Source organism: Micromonospora sp. WMMA1998 (assembly GCF_027497375.1).
In the GTDB taxonomy this organism is placed as follows: domain Bacteria; phylum Actinomycetota; class Actinomycetes; order Mycobacteriales; family Micromonosporaceae; genus Micromonospora; species Micromonospora sediminicola.
The window spans coordinates 3,970,359-3,993,649 of record NZ_CP114911.1 but is presented as its reverse complement, the minus strand read 5'-3'; the positions used below and the strand labels follow the sequence as shown (position 1 = coordinate 3,993,649).

Genomic DNA, 23,291 nt, shown 5'->3' with positions numbered 1-23,291 from the left:
CGGGCAGCACGACCGCCGCCGGAGGAAGGTCCAGCTTTCTGCGATATGACTGAGCGTCATAATTATGACTGCCAGTCATATCGCAAAGAGGAGCACCTGGCGCTGACGCGCTGACTCGGGTGCCCGTCATGCGGAGAGGGACCGGCGGGCGGCGGCCAGCACCTCCGGGTCGGCGCAGCCGGCCGCGTAGCCGGCGATCCGGCGGCGGATGTCCCGGCCGAGCAGCCAGACACCGATCCGGTCGGCCACCGGACGGAGGAACGCCGGGCGGCAGCGGAAGTTGTAGCGCCAGGTGGCGACCGTGGTGCCGGGGTCCGGCCCGGGCGCGAAGCGCCACCCGCCGCCGAACCGTTCGAAGAACCACGGCCCCCGCACCATCTTCATCCCGACGTTCGTCGGCGGTGCCCAGGAGACGTACTCGCTGACCATGACCAGGCCGTGCCGGGAGCGGGTGTACGTCCGCACGCCCCGGCCCGGCCGGGTCGCCCCGTCGACGAAGTGCTGCTCGCGGACGAACGGATCCCAGCGGTAGCGGACCGGGGCGACGGTCTGCGAGACGGCGAACGCCAGGTCCGGCGGGACCGGAACCGTGGTGACCGCCTCGACGACCGGCATCAGCGCCTCGGCGTGACCGCGGCCAGCAGCTCCGGCTGCCGGCGGTCGAGCGCGTCCCCGGCCAGGTACGCGCCGAGCAGCGCGGCCCCCGCCCCGTATGCCAGGCCGAGCGGCAGCGCCAGCCAGAGCCAGACGTCGCCGAGCAGCGCGGCGGCCACCACGAACGGCACCGCCGCCACCGTCGAGCCGACCATGGAGAGCAGCGTGAGCAGGCTCTTCGCGATCCCCGCGCCGGTGTTCATGGCGAACGGGTTGCTCGTCTCCGGCAGCGAGTAGGCGCCCAGCACCGAGATGAACCCGTTGATCGCCAGCCCGCACCCGTACGCGGCGAACAGCCCGCCGGCCATCACGCCGAGCCACTGCGGGCGACCCAGCACCAGGGCCAGCACGACCGCGACCACGACCAGGATCGGCACCACGTAGAGCGAGAACGCGGCCATCCGGGCGCGCAGCTCCACCCGCCCCGGCACGCCGGCCACCACGTTCGCCGCGTACCCGCTGCCGTCGAAGCCGAACTGGTTGGCCAGCGTCACCGAGGCGAGCACCCCGACGAAGACCATGGAGAGGCTGACCAGCACGGGGCTCGCGTCGGCGGTGGCCTCGCCGAACGCCGCGCCGCCCTCGACCACGAAGCTGGCCCCGCCGAGGTTGACCATCAGCGGCACGAACACGCCGACCACCGCGACCGTGATCAGGTTGGCCCGCCGCCGGGCGTCCCGCCACCAGTAGCGGCACTCCCGGGCGACCAGCGCGCCGAACCGGTCCCGCCGGGTCCAGCCGACCGCACGGGGAAAGAGCTGCGCGACCGCGCCGCCGACCGCACCCCGGGGCGCGCGGGCCGGCCCGGCGCTCGCCGCGCCCACCATCGCCGACTCCAGCGACCGCGACCACCAGAGCAGGAGTACGCCGAGCGTCGCGGCCGTGATCAGCAGCTTCGCCACCGCCGCGCCGGCCCGGCCCTCGGCCACGTCGACGCCGGCGGTCCAGGGCGCGCCGAACGGCGTCCAGCCGACCACCCGGGCCACCCCGGTCAACCGGTCCCAGTCGGCCTGCTGCACGGCGGCGACCACGAACAGCTGCAACGGCCCGAGCAGCGCGGCCAGCACCGCGAGCAGCACCGCGGCCAGGTCCCGCACCCGGCGGGAGCGCAGCATGGTGGCGAACGCGCTGGTCACCGCGCGGGCCCCGGCCACGCAGACCAGCAGCCCGCCGAGCGCCCCGAGCATGCCGACCAGCGCGGCCGACCATCCGCCCAGCGCGCCGGCGGTGACCACCAGCCCGGCCACCGTGATCACGGTGGCCAGTGCCGGCACGCTCACCAGCGCGGCGGCGAGCAGGCCGGTGACCAGGGTGCGGCGGGACAGCGGGAGCAGCGCGAACCGGGCCGGATCCAGCGTCTCGTCCACGCCGAAGAAGACGAGGGGCAGGAGCAGCCAGCCGAGCGTCAGCACGCCGCCGCCGAACGCGGCGGCCATCAGCGCGTACCGGGACTCGCCGGCCAGGCCCGGCGCGGCCAGCAGGAAGAACCCGACCCCGGCGAACCAGAGCCCGAACAGGACGCCCAGCACGAACAGCGCGATCCGCCACGCCTGGCCGCGGAAGTTGTTGCCCAGCACCCGCAGCTTGAGCCGGACGAAGTGCCGGGGCGAGACGGCCCGGGCCGGCGGCTCGACGGCGGTCACCGGGACAGCCACGACAACTCCTCACCGGTCGCGGTCCGGCCGCCGACCACCTCGACGAAGACCTCCTCCAGCGACCGGTCGCCGCGCACCTCGGCCAGCGTGCCCACCCGCTTGATCCGGCCGTCGGCCAGGATGGCCACGTGGGAGCAGAGCCGCTCGACCACCTCCATCACGTGGCTGGAGAAGATCACCGTGCCGCCACCGGTCACGTAGCGGTGCAGGATGTCCCGGATCAGCGCCGCCGACACCGGGTCGACCGCCTCGAACGGCTCGTCGAGCACCAGCAGGCGCGGGCCGTGCAGCAGCGCGCAGGCCAGCCCGATCTTCTTCTTCATGCCGGCCGAGTAGTCGACCACCAGCGTGCGGCCGGCGTCGGAGAGCGCCAGCACGTCGAGCAGCTCCGCCGCCCGCTGGTCGACCACCTTCGGGTCCATGCCCCGCAGCAGACCGTGGTACGCCAGCAGCTCCGCCCCGCTCAGCCGGTCGAAGAGGCGGACCCCGTCCGGCATCACGCCGAGCAGGCTCTTGGCGCGTACCGGATCGGCCCAGACGTCGTACCCGAGCACCCGAGCCTCGCCGGCGTCGGGCCGCAACAGGCCGACGGCCATCGAGAGGGTCGTGGTCTTGCCGGCCCCGTTCGGGCCGAGCAGGCCGTAGAACGAGCCGGTCGGCACGGCCAGGTCGACGCCCGCCACCGCGACCTTGGTGTCGAACCGCTTGGCCAGGCCACGCAGGGAGAGCGCCGGGTGCTGATCGGTCATGGTCCGACCGTAGCCCGCGCGGACCACCGCGCACTCCGGCCGAAGGACGATCTTCCCGTCATACCTGAGGGGTACGAGTCGGATCACGGACCGGATGCAACCGGAGTCCCGGCTGGTGGGTGTCAGGCGCAGGGACGGCAACGGGGAGAGAGATGGATCCGGACGGTGGGTTCGAGGAGTTCTACCGCAACAGCAGGCAACGGGTCGTCACGGTGCTGTACGCGCTCGGCGGTGACCGCGGCGAGGCGCAGGACGCCGCCCAGGAGGCGTACGCGCGGGCCTGGCAGCGCTGGCCGCGGATCAGCGCCTACGACGACCCGGAGGCGTGGGTGCGTACCGTCGGGCACCGGCTCCTGATCAACCGGTGGCGGAAGGTGCGCAACAGTGTCGTCGCCTACCGTCGGCACGGCCCGCAACCTGCGGTCGGCCCACCGTCGGAGAACACGGTCGTGCTGATCACCGCGCTGCGGCAGTTGTCCGCCGACCAGCGGGAGGCCATCGTCCTCCATCACCTGGCCGACCTGTCGGTCGCGGAGATCGCCGCGCAGACCGGCGTGCCGACCGGCACGGTCAAGGCCCGCCTCTCCCGGGGGCGTAGGGCCCTCGCCGCCCTCCTCGACGTGACCCTCCCGGAGGAGGTCCGCAATGCCTGATCCGATCTTCTCGGGCCTCTACCAGGACACCGACCAGCTCGTCTGGGCGCCCATCGAGCAGGTGCGCCGCCGGGGCCGGCAGCGTGCCCGGCGTGCCCGGATCGCCACCAGCCTGGCCGCCGCGGTCGCGGTCGGCGTCGTCGCGACCGGTGTGGTCGCGCTCGCCGGCCCGCCGGAGAAGACCGCACCGCCGGTGCCCCCGGCGACCATCGAGCCCACCACGCCGACACCCGCGCCGAGCCCCACCCGGTCGGCCGAGCCGACGCCGAGCGGGAGCCCGAGCCGCACCACCCCGTCCACGCCGGCCGCCACCAGCCGCGGGCCCTCCGCCCGGCCGCCGAGCCGGGCGGTCCCCGCCGCGGCGATGCTGCAACTCGCCGACCTGCCCACCGGCTTCACCATGACGACGGCGGTCGACGGCGACTGGTCCCTGGAGTCGGTGACCATCTACTGCGGGAACGAATCGCCGTCGCTCCAGGTGGGGCAGGTGGCGAGCAGGTCGGTGCAGTTCGACTCGCCCAGCGACTGGATCGTCGAGCGGGTGACCCGGCACTCGGGCACGTCCGCCGCCACCGTCATGCAGCGGGTCCGCCAACTGGTCACCGGCTGTGCGCCGACCCGCCCCGGTGACTCGCTGACGATCCTCGCCGAATCGTTGGGCGGGGACGACGCCCTGCTGGTGGGCAGTGAGATAGAGGGGACTCCCAGCCGGTGGCTCGTCGTCCGCCGAGGCGACCTGGTGGCACAACTCCGGGTCGACCACCAGACGACCCCGGCCGAGGCCCGCCGGACCGCGTCGTCGGTGGCGGACCGCCTCTGCGCCGGCACCGACGCCTGCTGATCCGTGGTCGCCGCCCCCGTCGGCCGGTGGGGGTGGCCCGCCTCACAGGCGCAGCGACTCCGGGGTGTGCAGGCGGAGCATGGTGGCGCCCACGTCCCGGGGCAGCCGCCGCCGGCTGGCCATGGAGACCACCACCATCACGGTGAACGCCAGCGGCACCGTCCACGCGGCCGGCTGGGTGGTCAGCGTCGCGGGCCAGCCGCTCAGCGGCGGGCCGAGCACGGTGAGCAGCACCGCGCCGATCGCCGCGCCGCCGCCGACCAGCACCCCGGCGGCGGCGCCCAGGTCGGTCAGGCCGCGCCACCAGATGCCCAGCACCAGCAGCGGGCAGAAGCTCGACGCGGCCACCGCGAACGCCAACCCGACCACCTGGGAGACGTCCAGCCCGGAGACGTTCAACGCGAGCACCGCCGGCACCCCGCCGGCGATCACCGTGGCGATCCGGAAGCCGCGTACCGAGCCCCGGCCCAGGACGTCCGTGGAGATCACCCCCGCGACGCTGGTGAGCAGGCCGGACGAGGTGGACAGGAAGGCCGCGAACGCGCCGGCGGCGACCAGCGCGGCGAGCAGCCGGCCGGTGGTGCCGTCGCCCAGCGCCGCGCCGGGCAGCAGCACCACCACCGCGTCGGTCTGCCCGGTGACCAGCAGGTGCGGGGTGTAGATCCGGCCCAGCACGCCGTAGATGGTGGGTAGCAGGTAGAAGACGCCGACCAGGGCCAGCACCACCAGCGTGGTGCGGCGGGCGGCGGCGCCGTCCGGGTTGGTGTAGAAGCGCACCAGCACGTGCGGCAACCCCATGGTGCCCAGGAACGTGGCCAGGATCAGCGAGTATGTGGCGAACAGGCTCCGGTCGTCGTCACCGGCGGTGTCCGGCAGCAGCCAGTCGACGGCGGCGGTCGCCGCGCCGGACACCTCGGGCACCGGGTCACCGGCGGCGAAGTCGAGGCGGTCGCCGGGGCGTACCTCCCGGACGTCGCCGTCGGGCAGGGTGAGCGTGGCGCGGTGCTCGACCACCACGGTGGTCGCGGTCCGGAACGTCGGCCCGTCGGGCGGGGCCACCGCCGGACGGGCGTCGGCCTGCCACTGCAACGCCAGGAAGATCGCGGGTACGGCGAGCGCGGTGAGCTTCAACCAGTACTGGAAGGCCTGGACGAAGGTGATCGCGCGCATCCCGCCCAGCGCCACGTTCGCGGTCACCACCACGGCGACCAGGAGCGCGCCGACGGCGTAGGGCGCGCCGGTCAGCGTGGCCAGGGTCAGCCCGGCGCCCTGCAACTGCGGCACCAGGTAGAGCCACCCGATGAAGATCACGAAGACGGTGGCCAGGGTGCGCAGCCGGCGCGAGCCGAGCCGCACCTCGCAGAAGTCGGGCAGGGTGAACGCGCCGGACCGGCGCAGCGGCGCGGCCACGAACAGCAGCAGCGCCAGATAGCCGGCGGCGAAACCGACCGGGTACCAGAGCACGTCCACGCCGTACTTGAGGATCAGCCCGGCCACGCCCAGGAAACTGGCCGCGGACAGGTACTCGCCACCGATCGCGGCGGCGTTCCAGGTGGGGCTGACCGCCCGGGAGGCGACCAGGAAGTCGGAGGTCGTGCGGGCCAGCCGCAGCCCGTAGAAGCCGATGCCGACGGTGACCAGGGTGACCGCCACGATCGCCGGGACCACGTAGCCGTTGGACATCAGCGCTCCGGCCGGTGGACCAGGTCGACGAAGTCCTGCTCGTTGCGCTCGGCCAGCCGCACGTACGCCCACCCGACCACGATCAGGAACGGGAACGCGGCCACGCCGAGCAGCAGCCACGGCAGGTTGACCCCGAGCACGGTGACCCGGCCGACCGACGGCGCGATGGCGAACAGCCAGGGCAGCCCGCCCAGCCCGATCAGCACCAGCAGGCTGAGCCGCAACGCGAGCGAGAGTTGGGCCCGCATGAGCCCCTGCACCAGGGTCTCGCCGACCCTGGTCTGTTGGGTCAGCTCGGAGCGGGTGCGGTCGGCCCGGCTGCCGGAACGGGACACCTCGGCCAGCACGATCCGGGTCCGCCGCGGCGGGTCGGCCGGTCGCGGCGGGCGCGGGCCGGGCACCGGGGTCGCCTCGACGGGCCGCCCCGGCCGACGCTCTTCCTCGGCTCCGGTCACCCCCGGCAGTCTCGCCTGCTCAGCCCGAATGTCAAGAGCATGCCGGCCACCCCTGTGCACAACCTGTGGATAACGCTCCACACCTGTGGACAAGCCGGTGGATGAGCCGGGAGTCGTTGTGGACGACCGGGCGGGATGTCAGGGTGACCCGGTAGAGAGGAGGTGTGACAGTGACCAGCCCGGCACGGCCCAGCAGCGGTGACTTCTGGACGGTGGACGACCTCCAGGACCTCCCCCAGGACGGCCAGGACTACGAGATCTTCGACGGGAGCCTGCTCGTGTCCCCACACGCGGACGTCCGCCACGGGGCGATCGCCAACCGCCTCCGCAGGCTCCTCGATCGGCAGGCCCCGGCCGGTCTGCTGGTGGGGCAGGACGTCGGGGTCAGCGCCAAGCGCTCGTCCTACTTCGTGCCGGACGTCTTCGTCGCCTACGAGGAGGCGCTGGAACGGGGTGGCGCGGCGCTCGCTCCGGCGGACGTGCTGCTCGTGGTCGAGGTCGTCTCACCCGGCAACGCCGGGCGTGACCTGGTGCTCAAGCGCCACGAGTACGGCGTGGCCGGCATTCCGCACTACTGGCTGGCGGAGCCGCGCAAGCAGACCCTGACGGTGCTGGAACACGTCGGTGCCGGCTACCGCGAGGCGGCGGTCCTCTCCGCGACGGACGAACACCGCACCGATCGACCGTTCCCGCTCGTCCTGCCGATCGCCGACATCTTCTGAGCGTCGCCCGGAACCTTCCTGCCGCCCCGTGAGTGGGCAGGTGGGGCGAACCTGGTACCGGTTCCTACTAGCGTCCCCCTGAGCCGCCGCGAGGGCCGGTCCCACCGGACCGGCCCTCGCGGTGGTCGTGCGGATCAGCTGGTCGGGACCACCAGGTCCGCGGTGAGCGTGCCGGTGGCCGGCACGACGAACAGCCCCAGCTTGCGGGTGCCGTCCGGGCCGGTCACCAGGTAGCGGCCGGAGTAGTCCTGGTCGGCGAGCCTGACGTCGTAGGTGAAGTAGACGCGCTGCTTGCCGGTGACCCGCATGGTGAACCGTCCGTCCGACATCGAGCCGGCCCCGGCGATATCGCCGGTGTCGGCGCTGCGGGCGATGACCCAGCCGCTGGTGAACGGTGCGCCGTCCGGGTCGGTGAACGTGCCGGTCACCGTGGTGCCCGGCCGCATGGTGGTGTCGTGGGTCGCGGTGCCGCCGGCGGTCACCGTCACCGGCGTGGCGGTGTAGCGGCTGACCGCGTCCCCGGACCAGTGGGGGGCGTACGGGTGGGCGCTGAACACCACCGGCCAGTCGTACGGGCCGAGCCGGTCGAGCGTGTACCGGCCCTGCTCGTCGGTGGTGGCATCGTTGACACCCACACCGGGGTGACCGGTCAGCACCGAGACGTCGACCGAGTTCGCCGGCTTGCCCGTGGACGCGTCCGTGACCGTGCCGGCGATCCGGCCGGCCGGATCGAGCCGGACCTGCGGCCCGGCCGTCACCGTGCCGACAGTCGCGGCGATGGTGGCGGCCTGCCGCTCGTCACCGGTGCCGCCGTCGGCGCCCACCCACTGCCGACCGTATGCGGTCTGGCCCGGGTCGGCGAAGAGCCGGTAGGTGCCGGCGGCCAGCGGACCCACACGGATTCGACCGGCCTGGTCGCTGCAGTTCCCGTGCCCGTCCACCAGCCTGGCCTGCTTGGGCAGGAAAGCGTCGAGGCAGACGTCGGCCACCGGCCGTCCGGTGGCCCGGTCGACGATGGTGGTGCTGATGGCCGCGCCCGGCCGCAGCTTCGGAGCGAGGTCGGTGGTTTGGCCGGCCACCACCTTCACGCCGGTGAGCTGGCGGGCGAAGTGCAGAGAGTCGGGTGAGTGGAGGTAGAGGTCGTGCCGGCCCTGGGGCAGGCCGGTGAGGGTGACGACGCCGGTGCCTCCGCTGCACGTCTCGTCCGAGTTGACGCAGAAGTCGGTCACCGGGGCGCCGCTGACCGAGTCGACGGCGCGGATCCGCACGGATCCGGTACCGACCAGCGCGTCGGTGATCCGGGTCCGTTGGCCACCCCGCACCACCACCAGGTTCGCGTCGGTGTAGTCGAGCTTGCCGCGGTAGTACTGGGTCCGGTCGCCGGCCTCGAAGCGCACCTTGTAGGAGCCGGCCAGCAGCGCCGGGACGGTGAAGGTGCCGTCGGCCCCGGTCTGGGTGTCGACCCCGCCGTACATGTTGGCGGTGTTCACCGCGACCTGGGCGGAGGCGAGCGGCTCGCCGGCCGCGGTGGTGAAACGGCCGGTGAGGCTGCCGGTGGGCAGCACCGTCTCGTCGACGACGGTCTCCTCGTCGGCGGTCACCCGGTAACGGCCGGCGTCGACCTCGTCGAGCTTTCCGGGGACGTACTGGGTCTGGTAGGAGCCCTCGATCGGCCGGAAGGAGAGGGTGTAGCTGCCGGGGACGGCGGCGATCCGGAAGCGGCCGTCCTCGTCGGTCGACCCGTAGGCGTGCTCGGAGTTGTCGGACTCGTCGGCGAAGACACTCAGCCAGGCGACGGGTGCGCCGGCAGCGTCGGTGATCCGCCCGGTGAGCAGCCCGGTGGCCCGGAGTTGGTCGTCGGCGGTGACGCTCTCGCCGCTGCCGACCGTCACCGGGTCGGCGTCCCAGATCATGGCCTTCTGCCGGTAGTACTGGTTGGGACGGTCGACCGGGTGGAAGCCGACGATGTAGCGACCGGCGTCCAGACCGCCGACCGACCAGCGGCCGTCGTCGTCGGTGGTGGTCCAGCCCGCCGTGGCGTAGCTGTCGGCGTCGAACACCTCGACCTGGGCATCGGCCGCACCGGCGCCGGCGCTGGTGGTCAGTCGTCCGCTGACCGTGCTGGTCTCCGCGGCCTGCGCCGGGGTGACCCCGGGCAGGACCAGGAGGCCGGTGACGACGGCCGCCGCGGCGGCACGACGTGCGGGGGCAAAACGCATCTGCGTCCCAACGTGAGAGTGGTCGGGGCGACCCCACGCAGGCTCCGCCCACACCGCCCCCCGCGCCCCGTCCGGGATCGGCTCGGAAAGGATAGCGACATGGTGTGACAGGAATCGATCAGCCGTATCGGCGGAATCGACTGTGGATTCACGCCAGGCCGACCCGGACCGGGTGGGCGGTGGCGGAGCCGAGCCAGGTGTGCGGGTTGCCGAACCAGCACCAGCCGAGCTTCGGCGCGCCCTGGCTGATCCAGAGCGCCGGTACCCGCTTGTCGCCGCAGCGCGAGCCGACCAGCGAGAAGCACCGGTTGCTGGCCAGCGCCTGCGGGCGCAGGGTGACGAGGGCCAGGCCCTCGTCGATGGTGATCGGCAGCCGGCCCTTCGCGGTCATGTCCTCCAGCGCGGCCGACGGTGGCTGGTTGCGGTACTCCTCGCCGCGGTCCACGTCGAAGAGCAGGTACGCCGGCCCGGGCGGCACCTCCAGCTCCTTGATCGGGTGGAACGTGGGCAGGTCGTCGGCGGGGAAGTTCCGGTCCAGCACGCCGGGCTTGCGTCTGCCGGCGAGTGTGGTGAGCGCGATCCGCTCCGGGACCGGCGTCAGCTCCCGTGTGGTCACCAGCAGGAACGGCGTTCGCGCGTCGGTGGGGACGGCCAGCCCGACGGTACCGGCGACCGCCGCGTCGCGCAGCGGGCTGAGCAGGGAGCGGAACGCCTCCTCGGTGCGCCCGGCGAGGGCCGGGTAACCGAGCCGGATCAGGTGGTCGAGCTGGCGGTCGAATTCGGCGCCCGGATCGAAGCGGTCGTCGGTCATGCGTTCTCCGCTCTCTCGTACCGTCTGCCGTACATTGTACGTCAGGGCGTCAGCGGCTCCAGTCCTGCTTGGCGGCGCGAACCAACTTGTCCTTCAGCTCGCGGGTGTGCCGGCGGCTCACCGGCAGCTCGCTCCCGTCGATCACCACCACGTAACCGGAGTTGACCAACCGCAACTCGGCGATGAGCCGCAGCTGCACCAGGTAGGAGCGGTGGATCCGGACGAACCCCGCGTCCGCCCAGCGTTCGGCGAGCGTGGCCAGCGAGACCCGGACCAGATGCGACCCCTCCGCGGTGTGCAGCCGGGCGTAGTCGCCCTGCGCCTCCACCCAGCGCACCGCCGACCGGGGCAGCATCCGGGTGGTGCCGGCCAGCTCCACCGGGATGGTCGGATCCTCCTCCGCCCGGGCCAGCGCCGCCGGGTGCGACGGCACCACCCGCGAGCCGATCACCCGGCGCAGCGACTCGGCCAACCGCTCGGCGCGGACCGGCTTGCGCACGTAGTCGGTGGCGCCCAGGTCGAACGCGTCCACCGCGCCGTCGTCGTACGCGGTGACGAAGACGATCGCCGGCGGCCGGGCGAACCGGCGCAACACCCGGGCCAGCTCCATGCCGTCCAGGCCGGGCATCCGGATGTCGAGGAACACCACGTCCACGTCGTCGTCGCGGAGCACCCGCAGCGCCTCGGTGGCGTCCCCGGCGGTGTGCAGCCGAGCCACCCGGGGGTCGGCGCGCAGGTGGTAGGCCAGCTCGTCGAGCGCCGGCGGCTCGTCGTCGACCGCCAGCACCCGCAGGAATCCGGAGGCGCTCACCGGCGCCGACCCGGTTCGCTCGCTCACGATGACACCCGGACGCCCGGGTGGAACTTCGGCACCCGCATGCTGACCTTCGTACCCGAGCCGAGGCCGGTCTCGACGACCAGGCCGAACCGGTCCCCGAAGGCCGACCGGAGTCGCTCGTCGACATTGGAGAGGCCGACGTGCTGCCCCGGGTCGTCGGCCGGGTCACTGCCCGCGCCGGACACCTCGGCGATGCCGGCGGTCAGCGTCGTCGGATCCATCCCCACTCCGTCGTCCTCCACCGTGATGTGACACTCGGCGCCCGCGTCCCGGGCCTCGATGCTCACCATGCCGGTGCCCGGCTTGCGGGACAACCCGTGCCGGACCGCGTTCTCCACCAGCGGCTGGAGACAGAGGAACGGCAACGTCACCGGCAGCACCTCGGGGGCGATCTGGAGACGCACCTGGAGCCGCTCGCCGAAGCGGGCCCGCTCGATGGTCAGGTAGCGGTCGATCGAGCGCAGCTCCTCGGCGAGCGTGGTGAACTCGCCGTGCGCCCGGAACGAGTAGCGGGTGAACTCGGCGAACTCCAGGATCAGCTCCCGGGCCCGCTCCGGGTCGGTGCGTACGAACGAGCCGATCGCGGTCAGCGCGTTGTAGATGAAGTGCGGGCTGATCTGCGCGCGCAGCGCGCGGACCTCGGCCCGGGCCAGCCGCTCCCGCGACGAGTCCAGCTCCGCCAGGGCGAGCTGGTCCCCCGCCCAGTGCGCGGTCTCCAGCGTGGCCTGCACCAGGCCCGGCGCCGGCCGCTCGTCGGCCACCGCCACCAGCGCCCCGACCACCCGCCCGTCCGCGCTCAGCGGCGCCACCACCGCGCCGCGCACCGGGCAGTCGACCAGGTCGCAGTGCAACTCCGACTCGTGCAGCACGGTCGAGCGTCCGCTGCCGACCGCCCGCCGGGCCGCCGCGACCAGCTGGTCGGTGTGGTGCGCGCCGCGCCCGTCGATGGCCAGCAGCGCGTCCCGGTCGGTCAGCGCCAGGCCCGCCGCGCCCACCAGGGCGCGCAGATGGCGTACGGCCTTCGCCGCGTCCGCGGTGCTCAGGCCCGCGCGCAGCGGCTCGGCGGCGAGACCCGCCGTGTGCAGCACCTCGTACGTGGCCCGCTGGGTGGCCGTGGCGATGCCCCGCCGGGCGCGCAGCCGCAGCACCGCCCAGAGCGCCGCGGCCAACGCGGTGACCAGCGAGACGACGGCGAAGACGGCCGAGAGGTTGCCACCCACGCAGCGAAGGCTAGTACGCGCCCTTGCGCGCCAGCACCACCCCGACGGTCCGCCACAGGATGCTCAGGTCGTATGCCAGCGACCAGTTGTCGACGTAGTAGAGGTCGAGCCGGACCGCCTCGTCCCAGGAGAGGTCGGAGCGGCCGGAGACCTGCCACAACCCGGTCATGCCCGGGCGCACCAGCAGCCGGCGCCGGACGTCGCCCAGGAAGTCGCCGTCGTCGGCGGGGAGCGGGCGCGGGCCGACCAGCGACATCTCGCCCCAGAGCACGTTGATCAGCTGGGGCAGTTCGTCCAGCGACGAGGCCCGCAGGAAACGGCCCACCGGGAAGACCCGAGGGTCCTGCTTCATCTTGAACAGCATGCCGTCGGTCTCGTTCTGGTCGACCAGACCGGCCAGCCGCTCCTCGGCGTCCACGTACATGGTGCGGAACTTCCAGACCCGGAAGGTGCGCCCCTCGTGCCCGACCCGGGGCTGCCGGAAGAAGACCGGCCCGGGGTCGGAGATCCGGATGGCCAGCGCGACCGCGGCGAACAGCGGGCTCAGCAGCAGCAGGCCCAGGCCGGCGGCGACCCGGTCCATCAGGCTCTTGAGCAGCAGCGCCGGCCCGGAGAGCGTCGGCTCCTCGACGTGCAGCAGCGGCAGGCCCTCGATGGGACGGATGTGCACCCGCGGGCCGGCGATGTCGGTGAGCTGGGGTGCGACCACCAGGTCCACGCCGGAGCCCTCCAACTGCCAGGCCAGCCGGCGCAGCTCGCCCGGCTCGGCGCTGGCCGAACCGCAGACCGCGATGGTGTCGCCGCCGACCTCCCGGACCAGGGCCAGCACGTCACGACCGGCGTAGACCGGCACCGGTGTCTCCATGCCCCGCGCGGCGGCGTACCCGTCGGTGAGGTGGATGGCCACCGGCACCAGCCCGACGCCGGGGTGACGGGTGACCGTGGTGAAGACCTCCAGGCACTCCGGCAGCGTGCCGACCAGCACCATCCGGTGCCCGGCGTGACCGGCGCGGCGGCGCAGCGTGTGCAGACCGGCCCGAGCGATCATCCGGCCGAGCAGGATCAGCAGCATGGCGCCGAGCAGCGCGAACCCGACGGTCCACCGGGACAGTGACGTCACCGTGGCGAAGGCCAGGAACGAGACGGTGGCGGCCACCGCCACGCCGGAGCGGATGACCCGCTTGTACTCGTCGGGCCCGAGCCCCAGGTAACGCCGGTCGTACGTCCGGTTGCCCCAGAGAATGAGCACCCAGCCGAGCGGCAGGAGCAGGAACGCCACGGTGTAGAACCACGCCTGCGGCGAATTCTTGAAACCGGAGTCGGCCTGCTCGAAGATCTGCACCGCCAGGAAGCTGGCGAGAGCCGCCGCCCCGAAGTCGAGCAGCAGCAGAATCGCGATGTAGGGGCGGTGCCAGCGGGAAACCCGACGCCGGGCGCGAGCCCACGCCAACCGGGGTACGCCGTTGTGCGACGGCGGAGTCGGCGGCTGGATCTCAAAGCTGTCGACGTGCCGCACGCTCTTGCTCCGGCCTGTGTCGGTTACCGGGCGCTGGAGGCTTGTCGTCACCTCAACCCATGTCCTCCCGCATGACCCGCGCCCTCACTCGCCGTGAGGTCCCGGGTCGCTCACCGTCCCAGTCTCCCACGTTGCCCGTAGGGATCTGGCCGGCTCCGAGTCAGTTGTGAAGCCGGGGACCGAGCCACTATACCGATGGATGGCGGCTCGGGTAGAGCCGGCGACCGGGACCTTCGGCGATCGCCGGACGATTCCGCTCAGTAATCGGCGGGTGCGGTTACTCACCGTACGAGGCGGGACAACCTTCGGTCAGCCAGCGGTTTGCCACCGGTCTGACAGGTGGGGCAGTACTGGAGGCTCGAGTCGGCGAACGAGACCTCCCGCACCGTGTCGCCACAGACCGGACAGGGCAGGCCCTTCCGGGCGTGCACCTTGAGGCCCGAGCGCTTCTCACCCTTCAGCTCCGCGGCCCGCTGCCCCATCGACCGCCGCACCGCGTCGCCGAGCACCGTCCGGGTCGCCGCGTGCAGGGTGGCGAGCTGGTCGTCGGTCAGCCGGTCGGTGATCGCGAACGGGGAGAGCCGCGCCGCGTGCAGGATCTCGTCCGAGTACGCGTTCCCGACGCCGGCGAGCACCGCCTGGTCGGTCAACACGCCCTTGACCTGGCCCCGGCGGCTGCGCAGCCGCTCGGCAAACGTCGGCAGGTCCGCCTCCAGCGCGTCCGGACCCAGCTTCGCCACGCCCGGCACCTGGGCCGGGTCGGTGACCAGGTAGGCGGCCAGCTTCTTCTGCGTGCCGGCCTCGGTCAGGTCGAAGCCGGAGCCGTCGTCGAGGCGGAGCCGCACCGCGATCGGTCCCTTGCCCGGCCGCAGCGGCGTCGTGGACGCGAACGCCTCCCGGTAGTGCAGCCAGCCCGCCCGGGCCAGGTGGACCACCAGGTGCAGACCCTCGTCGAAGCGGACGTCGAGGAACTTGCCGTACCGACCGGCTCCGGTGACCGTCCGCCCGGCGACCGTGCTCGGCGGCGGGTCGTACGTCTTCAGCGCGTTGATCGAGGCGACCTCGAAGCGGTCGACCCGCCGGCCCACCGCCCGCTCTCGCAGGTAACCGGCGAGCGCTTCCACCTCCGGTAGTTCAGGCACGGGACAACGGTAGCCTTCTTTCCCGTGAGAATCGTGGTGGCGCACAACCGGTACCGGGAAGCTCAGCCCTCCGGCGAGAACACCATCGTCGACGCGGAGATCGCCGAGCTCACCGCCGCCGGCGTGGAGGTGCTGCCGTTCCTGCGCAGCTCCGACGAGATCCCGTCGATGTCCAGGGCCGCCAAGGCGCTGCTGCCGATCTCGCCGATCTGGGCCCCGAAGGCCCAGCACGACCTCGACCGCCTGCTGACCGAGCACCGGCCGGACGTGCTGCACCTGCACAACCCGTACCCGTTGCTCTCGCCCTGGGTGGTGCGGACCGCGCACCGGCACGGCGTGCCGGTGGTGCAGACCGTGCACAACTACCGGCAGGTGTGCTCCTCCGGCCTCTACTTCCGCGACGGCGTGATCTGCCAGGACTGCCGCGGCCGGGCGTTGGGCGTGCCGGCGGTCGTGCACCGCTGCTACCGCAACTCCCGGGCGCAGAGCGCGCTGATGGCGACCACGCTCGCCGTGCACCGGCCCACCTGGAAGTCGGTGGACCGCTTCATCGCGCTGACCACGGCGGTCGCCGACCATCTCCGGGACTACGGCATCCCGGACGAGCGGATCGTGGTGAAACCCAACGCCGTGCCCGACCCGGGCGCCCCGGCGCCGGTCGGGAACGGCTTCCTCTTCATGGGCCGGCTCAGCCCGGAGAAAGGGCTGGACCTGCTGCTGGCGGCGTGGCGGCGGCACCCGGTGGGCACGCTAGGCCCGCTGCGCATCGCGGGTGACGGCGAGTTGCGCCCGTTGGCCGAGGCGGCCGCCGCCGAGCGGCCCGACGTCCACTACCTGGGCCAGCTCGACCGGGCCGGGGTACGCGCCGCGCTGGCCGACAGCTCCGTGGTGCTGGCCACCTCGACGTGGCACGACGTGCTGCCCACCGTGATCATCGAGGCGCTGGCCGCCGGTCGGCCGGTGCTCGGCACCGCGCTCGGCGGCATCCCGTACCTGGTGGGGGCGGACACCCCGCGCGAGCCCGCCGGCACCGGTCCGGCCGAGGTGGCCACCGCGGCCCCGGGCGACGGCCGGGTCGCGTTGCCGTCGGGGGTGCAGCGCGGCGAGGCCGGCTGGGTGGTGGCGCCGGAGGTCGAGGCGCTGGCCGCCGCCCTGCCACTGGCCACGGCGGAGGCGCCGGTGCTGGCGGGCGCGGCGCGGAGCCGCTACGAGCGCGCCTTCCACCCCGACGTGATCACCAAGCGCCTGATCGACGTCTACGCCGGCCTGGCCGGCCGCCGGCTCTCGCGCTGACCGCTGTGAAAAGGGGGCCCTTCCTATGTACGAGGCGTTAAGAAGGGGCCCCTCCTTACCCCTCAGCGCAGCGAGGCGCGGGCGGAGAAGGCGATGCTGGCCAGCAGGAAGCCGCCGTTGACGACCGTGAACGCCACCATCACCCAGAACGCGAGCGCGGGCGCGAACACCAGCACCAGCCCGGCCAGGAAGATCACCGCGCCGTAGTCGCGGACCAGCTTCACCACGCGGACCGGGAACGAGGTCGAGGTGACCATGCTGGCCGCGTTCGGGCCGGCCTGCATCACCGAGGTGACCAGGTTGACCATCCAGGTGCCGGCGAAGACCGCGACCAGCCAGACCGGGGTGGACGGGCGCTGCGCCACGGCCGTGGCGGACAACGCGGCCACCAGCGCGATCTGGGCGGCCACGTCGCAGAGCACGTCGACCCGGGCGCCGGCCGCGCTGCCCTGACCGGTGACCCGGGCGAGCTGCCCGTCGGCGCAGTCCAGCGCGTACGCCACCTGCCAGCCGACCAGGGCGACCAGCCCGACCAGCCAGGCCGGGACGGTGCCCGCGGCCACCTCGTCGGCGAGCGCGACAACTGCCACCGAGGCCCCCAGCCCCAACACCAGGTTGGTCAGCGTCAGCGCGGTCGGGCGCAGCCCCAGCCGCTGGGCGACCAGCGCGAAGGCCGCCCCGATCCACTGGCTGATCGACTCGCTGAACAGGCCGCCGCCCCGGTTGACCCGGTGGAAGTCGGCGACGGTGGGACGGGGCTCAGCCAAGGTGGTCGCGGAGGGCACCGGCGTAGTCTGCCAGCCGCCCCCGGGTCTCGGTAGACGACATCGCGAGGTGTTCGAGGATGGTGTAGCGGTCCGGTCGGGTGGCCGGCGCGAACTGCACCGCCTCGACGAACTGGTGGTCGGTCAACCCCACCTCGGCCGGCAGCCGGGGCAGCCCGTGCCGGGCCAGGCAGGCCGACATCTCGGTGAACCGGCGCTCGTCGCCACGAAGGAACGTGCAGAACAGCGCGCCGAGCCCGGCCAGTTCGCCGTGCGAGGCGGTGCCGGGGAAGAGCGCGTCGACCGCGTGCATGATCTCGTGGCAGCCGCCGCTGCACGGGCGACTGGTGCCCTCGATGGCCATCGCCAGACCGCTGGAGATCAGCGCGTCCGCGAGGACCGTGACGAACCCGTCGTCGGTCATGTCGCCCGGATGGTTCAGCACCGCCTCCGCGCCGGCCCGCGACAGCGAGGCGGCCAGCCCGTCGAACGGCTCGCCGCGGACCGTACGGGCCAGCTCCCAGTCGGCCAGGGCGCTGATGTTGCTCACCACGTCGCCCACCCCGGCGCGGTTGTGCCGCTCCGGGCCGGCCTCCACGAAGTCCAGGTCGACGATCACCGCGATCGGGATGTGCACGCCGTAGGAGCCCTTCAGGCCCTCGGTGATCAGGCTCGCCACCGGGGAGGCGATGCCGTCGTTGGCCAGGCTCGTCGCCACCGAGACCATCGGCAGCCCGCGCCGGGTGGCCGCGTACTTGGCCACGTCGATGGTCTTGCCGCCACCGATGCCGACCACCGCGTCGTAGGAGCGGGCGCGCAGCTTGCCGCCCAACTCGTCGGCGGCGTCCAGGGTGCCCCCGGCCACCGTGAACACGTCCGCCGAACGCAGCGACGGTCGGAGCAGTTCGGCGATCTTCTCGCCCTGCCCCGGACCGACCACCACGGCGACGTCGCCGCCGGCCGAGATCCGGCCGTCGGAGAGGATCGCCGCCAGGTCCGCCACCGCGCCCCGCCGCACGTCGATGTGCAGCGGGGTGAGGACGCTACGGGCTAGTAGCGGCACGCGATCTCCCGCGCCCGGGCCAGGTCCTCGTGGTTGTCGACCTCGACCCAGGAGACGTCACCGATCGGCGCCGCCCGCACCTCGCCGCCGGAGTCGGCGAACTCCTGGTAACCGTCCTCGTAGTAGAGGTTCGGGTCGCGCCGCCAGGTCGCCTCCAGCGCGTCCGCGAGCGCGTCGGCCACCTGCGGCTCGATCAGCGTCGCGCCGATGTACTCGCCGTACGCCTCGCCCGGGTCCATCAGCTTGGTGATCCGGGTGAGCTGGCCGGCGGCGTCGAAGGTGGTCTTCATCTCCTCCTCGGCCAGCGTCTTGAGCGTGTCGACGGCCAGCAGGATGCCGGGGCCACGCTCGGCCAGCAGCGTCTTCTCCACGCTCACCGGGTGCACCGTGTCGCCGTTGACCAGCAGCACGCCGCGGGCGAAGTGCTCCCGGGCGAGCCAGAGCGAGTACGCGTTGTTCCACTCCTCGGCCTTGTCGTTGTGCACCAGCGTGAGCGTCACGCCGTACTTCTGCTCCAGGTCGGCCTGCCGCTGCCGGACCGCGTCCGCCGCGTAGCCGACCACGATCACCACCTCGGCCAGCCCCACCTCGGCGAGGTTGCGCAACGCGATGTCGAGGATGGTGGTCTCCCCGTCGACCGGCACCAGGGCCTTGGGCAGGGTGTCGGTGTACGGCCGCAGCCGGCGCCCCGCACCGGCGGCGAGCACCATCCCGATCATGCCGACACGCTCCTCTTCTCGACCGGATTCCACGTGGCGAGGATATCGTCGGCGGCCGGGCGGCCGTGGTGCAGCCCGTGATCGCCCTACAGCCCGATGGAACGGAGGGCGGCGAAGCCGTCCTCGGCGATCCGGCGGATCAACCCGTCGTTGACGTTCCGGTGCTCGTCGAGCAGGGCGACGTCCGACTCGGCCAGCCAGCGGAACTCGGTGTGCTTGCCGGCCTCCAGCCGGGGCCGGCTGAGGTCGCCGTCCACCCGGACCAGGAAGTCGGTCTCGACCCGGGCCAGCCCGTCGTCGGCGGTGTACCGGTATTCGCCGACCAGGCCGAGCACGTGCGACACCGCCCAGCCGGTCTCCTCGGCGACCTCGCGACGCAACGCGTCGTCGATCTCCTCGCCGGGTTCGAGGTGGCCGCCGACGATGTCCCAGCAGTTGGGGAAGATGCGCCGCTCGGGGGACCGGCGCTGGATGAAGATGCGGCCGTCGTCGTCGACGATCAGCGCGCCGGCACAGCGGAGGGGCTCGGTGGGCACCCTCCGACAGTAGCCATCCGCACCGGTTCCGGCGATGCCCGTTCTTGTCCCGGTACGCATCGATGGCCCACCATGTCCGTACCCAGTCGCCGTCCCACAGGAGTGATGTGTGATGCAGGTTCGGGAAGCGATGTCCAGTGAGGTTCTCGTGGTCGGCCCGGAGCACACGCTCCGCCAGGCGGCCCGGATGATGTCGGCCCGCGGTGTCGGGTCGGCGGTCGTGATCGACCCGGACTCCGAGGGGGTCGGGATCATGACCGAGCGCGACGTGCTGAAGGCGATCGGCGCCGGGCTCGACCCGGACGTCGAGCGCACCGGTGCCCACCTGACCTGGGACGTGGTCTACGCCGGCCCGGACTGGACGGTGGAGGAGGCGGCCGCGGCGATGGCCCGGGGCGGATTCCGCCACCTGGTGGTGCTCGACGGCCGGGAGGTCGCCGGGGTGATCTCGGTGCGGGACCTGATGCGGGTGTGGGCGCGGGAGCACGCGCCGACCGGGACCTGATCCGGTCCGGGAACGGGCGATGGCCCGGCCGATACCGGCCGGGCCATCGTCGCTTGCGGTGCTGTCAGGTCGTGTCCGCCCCGGTCAGGGGCCGACGAAGACCGCGGTGCCGCGCCAGTCCACGTTGTCCACGCCGGGACCGCTGCGGACCGTGGCGGAGCCGGTCGGCACGCCGTCCGACCACGCCATCGAGGACAGGTTGCCGGTGGTCCGGGAGACGACGTAGAGGTTGTCGCCGTCCAGGATCAGACCGCCCGCGTCGGCGAACGCCGTGGTGCCGGCGACCGTGGCCCGCTCCGCGCCGACCGTGCCGGTGTCCGGCGTGAAGTAGCGCCAGAACAGGGTGCTCTGACCGGCCAGCGAGTAGTAGAGCCGGCCGCTCTTGTAGAACATCGCGGTCACGTTTGGCAGCTCGGCGGCGAAGTTGACCGTCATACCGGCGTACGTCTGGCCCTCCGGCGCGGAGCCGGTGATGACCGTGTCCCACTTCGCGTCGTGGTAGGGGTCCAGCTTCTTCGGGCTGCCGAACTCGGCACCGTCGAAGGAGCGCTTGTAGAGGTCGCCACCGACGCCGTAGAACAGGTCGCCGCCGACCCAGAAGGCGCCCTTGACGGTGGACCAGCGGGTGTTGTCCGGGTTCGCCACCGACATCGCGTTGCCGACCGTGGTCGCGCCGTCGTACGACCGCTTGGTGATGCTGTCCACCGTGGTGGCCGGCGGCACCGGCGGAAGCTTCACGATCTCGATGCCCTGCACCAGCGGGTTCTCCAGGACCCGACCGAAGTCGATGTCGATGTTGCCGTCGCTGGTGATCGGGAACGCCCGCATGGTGCCCTTGTTGGTGGCGCCGATCGCGGCGATCGGGTCGAAGCTGTTCAGCTTGAGCACACCGTCGATGCTCACGTTGAACTTGCGCTTGCCCGCGGTGGCGGTGCCCGCGTACCGGTTGGCCAGGTAGAGGCGCACCTGCACCGGCGTGCCGGCCGGGACCGGGAAGTCCCACTGCATGTCCGGCGCGGTCGTCTGGTCCCACCGCTCGCTGTTGAACAGCTCGACCGGGGTGCCGGCCGGGACGGTGGCGTCGACCGAGGCGCTCGTGGTGTACGTCGTGACCGTGCTGCCGTCGTTGTGCAGGCTGCTCGGCGCGGCCAGGGTGTCCGCGGCCCAGGCCGGGCCGTTCGCGCCGGCCAGCTGGTCCCCGCCGGCGTTGACCCGGTAGAGCACGTCCGAGGCGTCCGGCGTCGGAGCGGTCTTGACCACCTCGATGCCCTGGATGAGCGGGTTCTCCAGCACGCGGCCGAAGTCGATGTCGACCACGCCGTCGCTCACCAGCGAGAAGGACCGCATGGTGCCGCGGTCGGTGCCACCGGCGGAGGCGACCGGGTCGAAGTCGTTCAGCTTGAGCACGCCGTCGATGGTGACGTCGAGCTTGCGCTTGCCCACGGTGGCGGTGCCGGTGTACCGGTTGGCCAGGTAGAGGCGGACGTCGACCCGGGTGCCGGCCGCGACGGGGATGTCCCACTGCATGTCCGGCGCGGTCGTCTGGTCCCACCGCTCGGTGTTGAACAGCGTCGCCGGGGTGCTCGCCGGCACGGTGCTGTCGAACGTGGCGTTGGTGGGGTAGGCCTTCGCGCTGCTGCCGCTGTTGTGGTTCGGGCTCGGCGCGGCGTCGGTGTCGGCCGCCCAGTCCGGGCCGCCGTCGGTCGCCGGGATGGCCGGGCCACCCGCGTTGACCCGGTAGAGGACCTCAGTCTGCGCCGCCCGGCCGGCCTGGTAGACGTCGCCCGGCAGACCCTTGGTGCTGGTCGAGTGGGGCGCGTCGCCGCCGTCCAGCGGGAAGAAGGCGATCTTCTTGCGCAGGTGCTCGCCGGCGCCGATGTAGTCCTGGTCGCTGCCGAGCCAGAGGCCCTGCGGGGTGACCATCATCTCGGTCACGCCGTAGCCGCGCGGGTGGCGGCCCGGGTTCCAGGACAGCGGCAGGCCGCTGGCCGGGTCGAGGGCCGCGATGCTGGCCCGCGGCACCGCGCCCGGTCCGGCCTTGTCGCGGGCGATCGGGTTGTTCGACCAGCGGAAGTGGCCACCGACGTAGATGGCCTTCTCGCTGATGCCGACGGAGAGGAAGGTGTCGCCGCCGCTGAAGTTGGTCCAGGTCGGCTGCTGGCCGCCACCGGTGGCGTCGGCCTCCCAGCGGGCGGCCGAGTCGCAGAGCGTGCCCGGGTAGGACGCGCCGGTGGTGACCACCACGAAGTACTTGCCGTCCGGGGAGAACTGGACGTCGCGGACCCACGAGTCGAACGCGGCGTACTTGCAGGCGCCCGAGTAGCCGTCCGTGTTCCAGTCGGCGACGGTGGCTCCGCTGTCGCCCAGGTTGATCCGCACGATCTGGTCGTGCACGACGCCGTCGGCCTTCTTGAAGTTGCCGATGACGACCATCTGCTTGCGGTCGGGCGAGACGGCGAGCTTCTCCGGACCCACACCGGCCTTGGCGGTGCCGGTGCTGCCCTCGGTCCAGTTGTGGTTCTCGGTCAGGTTGGTGGTCAGGTAGTCGTCCACCGCACCGGTGTCGGCGTCGATGGAGGCCAGGCCGCCGCGGTTCACGCCGGTGCCCGCGGTGGTGAAGATGCCACCCACCAGCAGGCGGTTGCCGACCTTGACGATGTCGTTGACCAGACCGTTGAAGGCCGGTCCCTTGAACGTGGTGACAAGCGAGCCGTCGGCGATGTTGAGCAGCGCCAGCTTCCGGCGGTTGACGCCGTTGACGGTGTTGAACGAACCCGCGATGTAGACCGTGCCGGCGGTGGGGCCGGCGACGACGGCCGAGACGTCGCCGTCGATGACGGGCGCGAACGCGGGGTCGACGATGCCGGTGGCCTTGTCGAAGGAGAGCAGCTTGGTGCGCGCGATGTCCTTGGACGTGTCGCGGTTGCGCACCTCGGTGAAGGACCCGCCCGCGATCACCTTGCTGCCGGCGTCGTAGATGGCGTAGACCGCGCCGTCCTTGATGTTCGGCGTGGTGGTGGCGGGGGCGCTGCTGACCATGGTGCTGTGGTCCGGTGCGGCCAGCGCGGGGCTGGCCGACAGCACACCACCGACACCGAGGAAGGCGGCGGTGACCAGCGCGAATGATCGGCGCGTGGTCGCGGGAAGATTTAGCACGGGCAGCTCCGGAGGAGTGACGGAGAACGAGATGGCCGGCCCGGCCGATCGGGCGAGGGGTGCAGGGGTCGCCGATCGGGGGCGCACGGCCGGTTGA

General features: G+C 72.6%; 21 protein-coding genes. 5 read left to right on the top strand and 16 right to left on the bottom strand.

Annotated elements, in window-relative coordinates; genetic code table 11:
* Positions 1–126: 126 nt before the first annotated feature.
* Genes O7600_RS18060 through O7600_RS18050 form a run of 3 tightly spaced genes read right to left on the bottom strand, consistent with a single transcriptional unit; the run spans position 127 to position 3,058 of the window.
* Positions 127–615 carry an SRPBCC family protein gene (locus tag O7600_RS18060; protein WP_281588885.1) on the bottom strand — a complete coding sequence of 163 codons (489 nt, stop codon included), beginning with the start codon at positions 613–615 and terminating at the stop codon, positions 127–129.
* Complete coding sequence (locus O7600_RS18055; RefSeq protein WP_281588883.1) at positions 615–2,309, bottom strand: ABC transporter permease; 1,695 nt, start codon at positions 2,307–2,309, stop codon at positions 615–617. Before O7600_RS18055 ends, O7600_RS18060 begins: the two co-directional genes overlap by 1 nt.
* Complete coding sequence (locus O7600_RS18050; RefSeq protein WP_281588881.1) at positions 2,294–3,058, bottom strand: ABC transporter ATP-binding protein; 765 nt, start codon at positions 3,056–3,058, stop codon at positions 2,294–2,296. Before O7600_RS18050 ends, O7600_RS18055 begins: the two co-directional genes overlap by 16 nt.
* A gap of 152 nt (positions 3,059–3,210) precedes the next feature.
* On the opposite strand from O7600_RS18050, the gene O7600_RS18045 reads away from it, so the two are divergent.
* Together O7600_RS18045 and O7600_RS18040 are read left to right on the top strand one after the other, a co-directional pair.
* Positions 3,211–3,711, top strand: coding sequence for a SigE family RNA polymerase sigma factor (locus tag O7600_RS18045; RefSeq protein WP_281588880.1), 501 nt, complete (start codon positions 3,211–3,213; stop codon positions 3,709–3,711).
* The gene (locus tag O7600_RS18040) at positions 3,704–4,552 is read left to right on the top strand and encodes a hypothetical protein (RefSeq protein ID WP_281588879.1); all 849 of its coding nucleotides are present in this window, start codon (positions 3,704–3,706) and stop codon (positions 4,550–4,552) included. Before O7600_RS18045 ends, O7600_RS18040 begins: the two co-directional genes overlap by 8 nt.
* A 42-nt stretch (positions 4,553–4,594) precedes the next feature.
* On the opposite strand, the gene O7600_RS18035 is transcribed toward O7600_RS18040, so the two are convergent.
* Together O7600_RS18035 and O7600_RS18030 are read right to left on the bottom strand one after the other, a co-directional pair.
* Positions 4,595–6,235, bottom strand: a complete 1,641-nt coding sequence (locus O7600_RS18035; protein ID WP_281588878.1) for a cation acetate symporter — start codon at positions 6,233–6,235, stop codon at positions 4,595–4,597.
* A complete protein-coding gene (locus O7600_RS18030) occupies positions 6,235–6,636 on the bottom strand; it encodes a hypothetical protein (RefSeq protein WP_099164869.1) in 402 nt (133 codons plus the stop codon). The genes O7600_RS18035 and O7600_RS18030 overlap by 1 nt, the downstream gene beginning before the upstream one ends.
* Positions 6,637–6,860: 224 nt before the next feature.
* Here O7600_RS18030 and O7600_RS18025 point away from each other — a divergent pair, with 224 nt between their 5' ends.
* On the top strand, positions 6,861–7,412 hold the full coding sequence (locus O7600_RS18025; RefSeq protein ID WP_281588876.1) for a Uma2 family endonuclease: 552 nt from the start codon (positions 6,861–6,863) through the stop codon (positions 7,410–7,412).
* Between the two features lie 134 nt (positions 7,413–7,546).
* On the opposite strand, the gene O7600_RS18020 is transcribed toward O7600_RS18025, so the two are convergent.
* The 6 genes from O7600_RS18020 to O7600_RS17995 form a co-directional block, all read right to left on the bottom strand.
* Positions 7,547–9,631, bottom strand: coding sequence for a carboxypeptidase-like regulatory domain-containing protein (locus O7600_RS18020; RefSeq protein ID WP_281588874.1), 2,085 nt, complete (start codon positions 9,629–9,631; stop codon positions 7,547–7,549).
* A gap of 148 nt (positions 9,632–9,779) precedes the next feature.
* Positions 9,780–10,442: a DUF5701 family protein gene (locus tag O7600_RS18015; RefSeq protein ID WP_281588872.1), complete on the bottom strand. Its 663-nt coding sequence runs from the start codon at positions 10,440–10,442 to the stop codon at positions 9,780–9,782.
* A gap of 49 nt (positions 10,443–10,491) precedes the next feature.
* On the bottom strand, positions 10,492–11,253 hold the full coding sequence (locus O7600_RS18010) for a LytTR family DNA-binding domain-containing protein (RefSeq protein ID WP_091576795.1): 762 nt from the start codon (positions 11,251–11,253) through the stop codon (positions 10,492–10,494).
* Positions 11,254–11,276: 23 nt separating this feature from the next.
* Positions 11,277–12,500 (bottom strand): histidine kinase, encoded by a 1,224-nt coding sequence (locus tag O7600_RS18005; protein WP_091568039.1) that lies wholly within the window; start codon positions 12,498–12,500, stop codon positions 11,277–11,279.
* A 10-nt stretch (positions 12,501–12,510) separates the two neighbouring features.
* The gene (locus O7600_RS18000) at positions 12,511–14,016 is read right to left on the bottom strand and encodes a sugar transferase (RefSeq protein WP_281588869.1); all 1,506 of its coding nucleotides are present in this window, start codon (positions 14,014–14,016) and stop codon (positions 12,511–12,513) included.
* Between the two features lie 281 nt (positions 14,017–14,297).
* Positions 14,298–15,158 (bottom strand): DNA-formamidopyrimidine glycosylase family protein, encoded by an 861-nt coding sequence (locus tag O7600_RS17995; RefSeq protein ID WP_099163264.1) that lies wholly within the window; start codon positions 15,156–15,158, stop codon positions 14,298–14,300.
* Positions 15,159–15,182: 24 nt separating this feature from the next.
* On the opposite strand from O7600_RS17995, the gene O7600_RS17990 reads away from it, so the two are divergent.
* The gene (locus tag O7600_RS17990) at positions 15,183–16,451 is read left to right on the top strand and encodes a glycosyltransferase family 4 protein (RefSeq protein ID WP_281588865.1); all 1,269 of its coding nucleotides are present in this window, start codon (positions 15,183–15,185) and stop codon (positions 16,449–16,451) included.
* A gap of 62 nt (positions 16,452–16,513) precedes the next feature.
* Here O7600_RS17990 and O7600_RS17985 read toward each other — a convergent pair whose 3' ends face one another.
* From O7600_RS17985 to O7600_RS17970, 4 genes are all read right to left on the bottom strand, one after another.
* Positions 16,514–17,236: a CDP-alcohol phosphatidyltransferase family protein gene (locus tag O7600_RS17985; RefSeq protein WP_281588863.1), complete on the bottom strand. Its 723-nt coding sequence runs from the start codon at positions 17,234–17,236 to the stop codon at positions 16,514–16,516.
* On the bottom strand, positions 17,211–18,278 hold the full coding sequence (locus tag O7600_RS17980; RefSeq protein WP_281588861.1) for an iron-containing alcohol dehydrogenase family protein: 1,068 nt from the start codon (positions 18,276–18,278) through the stop codon (positions 17,211–17,213). Before O7600_RS17980 ends, O7600_RS17985 begins: the two co-directional genes overlap by 26 nt.
* Positions 18,266–18,997 carry a phosphocholine cytidylyltransferase family protein gene (locus O7600_RS17975; protein ID WP_281594192.1) on the bottom strand — a complete coding sequence of 244 codons (732 nt, stop codon included), beginning with the start codon at positions 18,995–18,997 and terminating at the stop codon, positions 18,266–18,268. Before O7600_RS17975 ends, O7600_RS17980 begins: the two co-directional genes overlap by 13 nt.
* A gap of 86 nt (positions 18,998–19,083) precedes the next feature.
* Positions 19,084–19,533 (bottom strand): NUDIX domain-containing protein, encoded by a 450-nt coding sequence (locus O7600_RS17970; protein ID WP_281588859.1) that lies wholly within the window; start codon positions 19,531–19,533, stop codon positions 19,084–19,086.
* Between the two features lie 112 nt (positions 19,534–19,645).
* Between O7600_RS17970 and O7600_RS17965 the strand changes: the two genes are divergently transcribed.
* Entirely contained in the window at positions 19,646–20,038 is a 393-nt protein-coding gene (locus O7600_RS17965) for a CBS domain-containing protein (RefSeq protein WP_091568068.1), read from the top strand.
* Between the two features lie 84 nt (positions 20,039–20,122).
* On the opposite strand, the gene O7600_RS17960 is transcribed toward O7600_RS17965, so the two are convergent.
* Positions 20,123–23,194 (bottom strand): malectin domain-containing carbohydrate-binding protein, encoded by a 3,072-nt coding sequence (locus tag O7600_RS17960; RefSeq protein WP_281588855.1) that lies wholly within the window; start codon positions 23,192–23,194, stop codon positions 20,123–20,125.
* Positions 23,195–23,291 lie beyond the last annotated feature (97 nt).

Excerpts from the sequence above, each read along its gene's own strand:
- O7600_RS18060 (WP_281588885.1), bottom strand. The coding sequence starts at position 615 with ATGCCGGTCGTCGAGGCGGTCACCACGGTTCCGGTCCCGCCGGACCTG.
- O7600_RS18050 (WP_281588881.1), bottom strand. The coding sequence starts at position 3,058 with ATGACCGATCAGCACCCGGCGCTCTCCCTGCGTGGCCTGGCCAAGCGG.
- O7600_RS18045 (WP_281588880.1), top strand. The coding sequence starts at position 3,211 with ATGGATCCGGACGGTGGGTTCGAGGAGTTCTACCGCAACAGCAGGCAA.
- O7600_RS18040 (WP_281588879.1), top strand. The coding sequence starts at position 3,704 with ATGCCTGATCCGATCTTCTCGGGCCTCTACCAGGACACCGACCAGCTC.
- O7600_RS18035 (WP_281588878.1), bottom strand. The coding sequence starts at position 6,235 with ATGTCCAACGGCTACGTGGTCCCGGCGATCGTGGCGGTCACCCTGGTC.
- O7600_RS18020 (WP_281588874.1), bottom strand. The coding sequence starts at position 9,631 with ATGCGTTTTGCCCCCGCACGTCGTGCCGCCGCGGCGGCCGTCGTCACC.
- O7600_RS18015 (WP_281588872.1), bottom strand. The coding sequence starts at position 10,442 with ATGACCGACGACCGCTTCGATCCGGGCGCCGAATTCGACCGCCAGCTC.
- O7600_RS17975 (WP_281594192.1), bottom strand. The coding sequence starts at position 18,997 with ATGATCGGGATGGTGCTCGCCGCCGGTGCGGGGCGCCGGCTGCGGCCG.
- O7600_RS17965 (WP_091568068.1), top strand. The coding sequence starts at position 19,646 with ATGCAGGTTCGGGAAGCGATGTCCAGTGAGGTTCTCGTGGTCGGCCCG.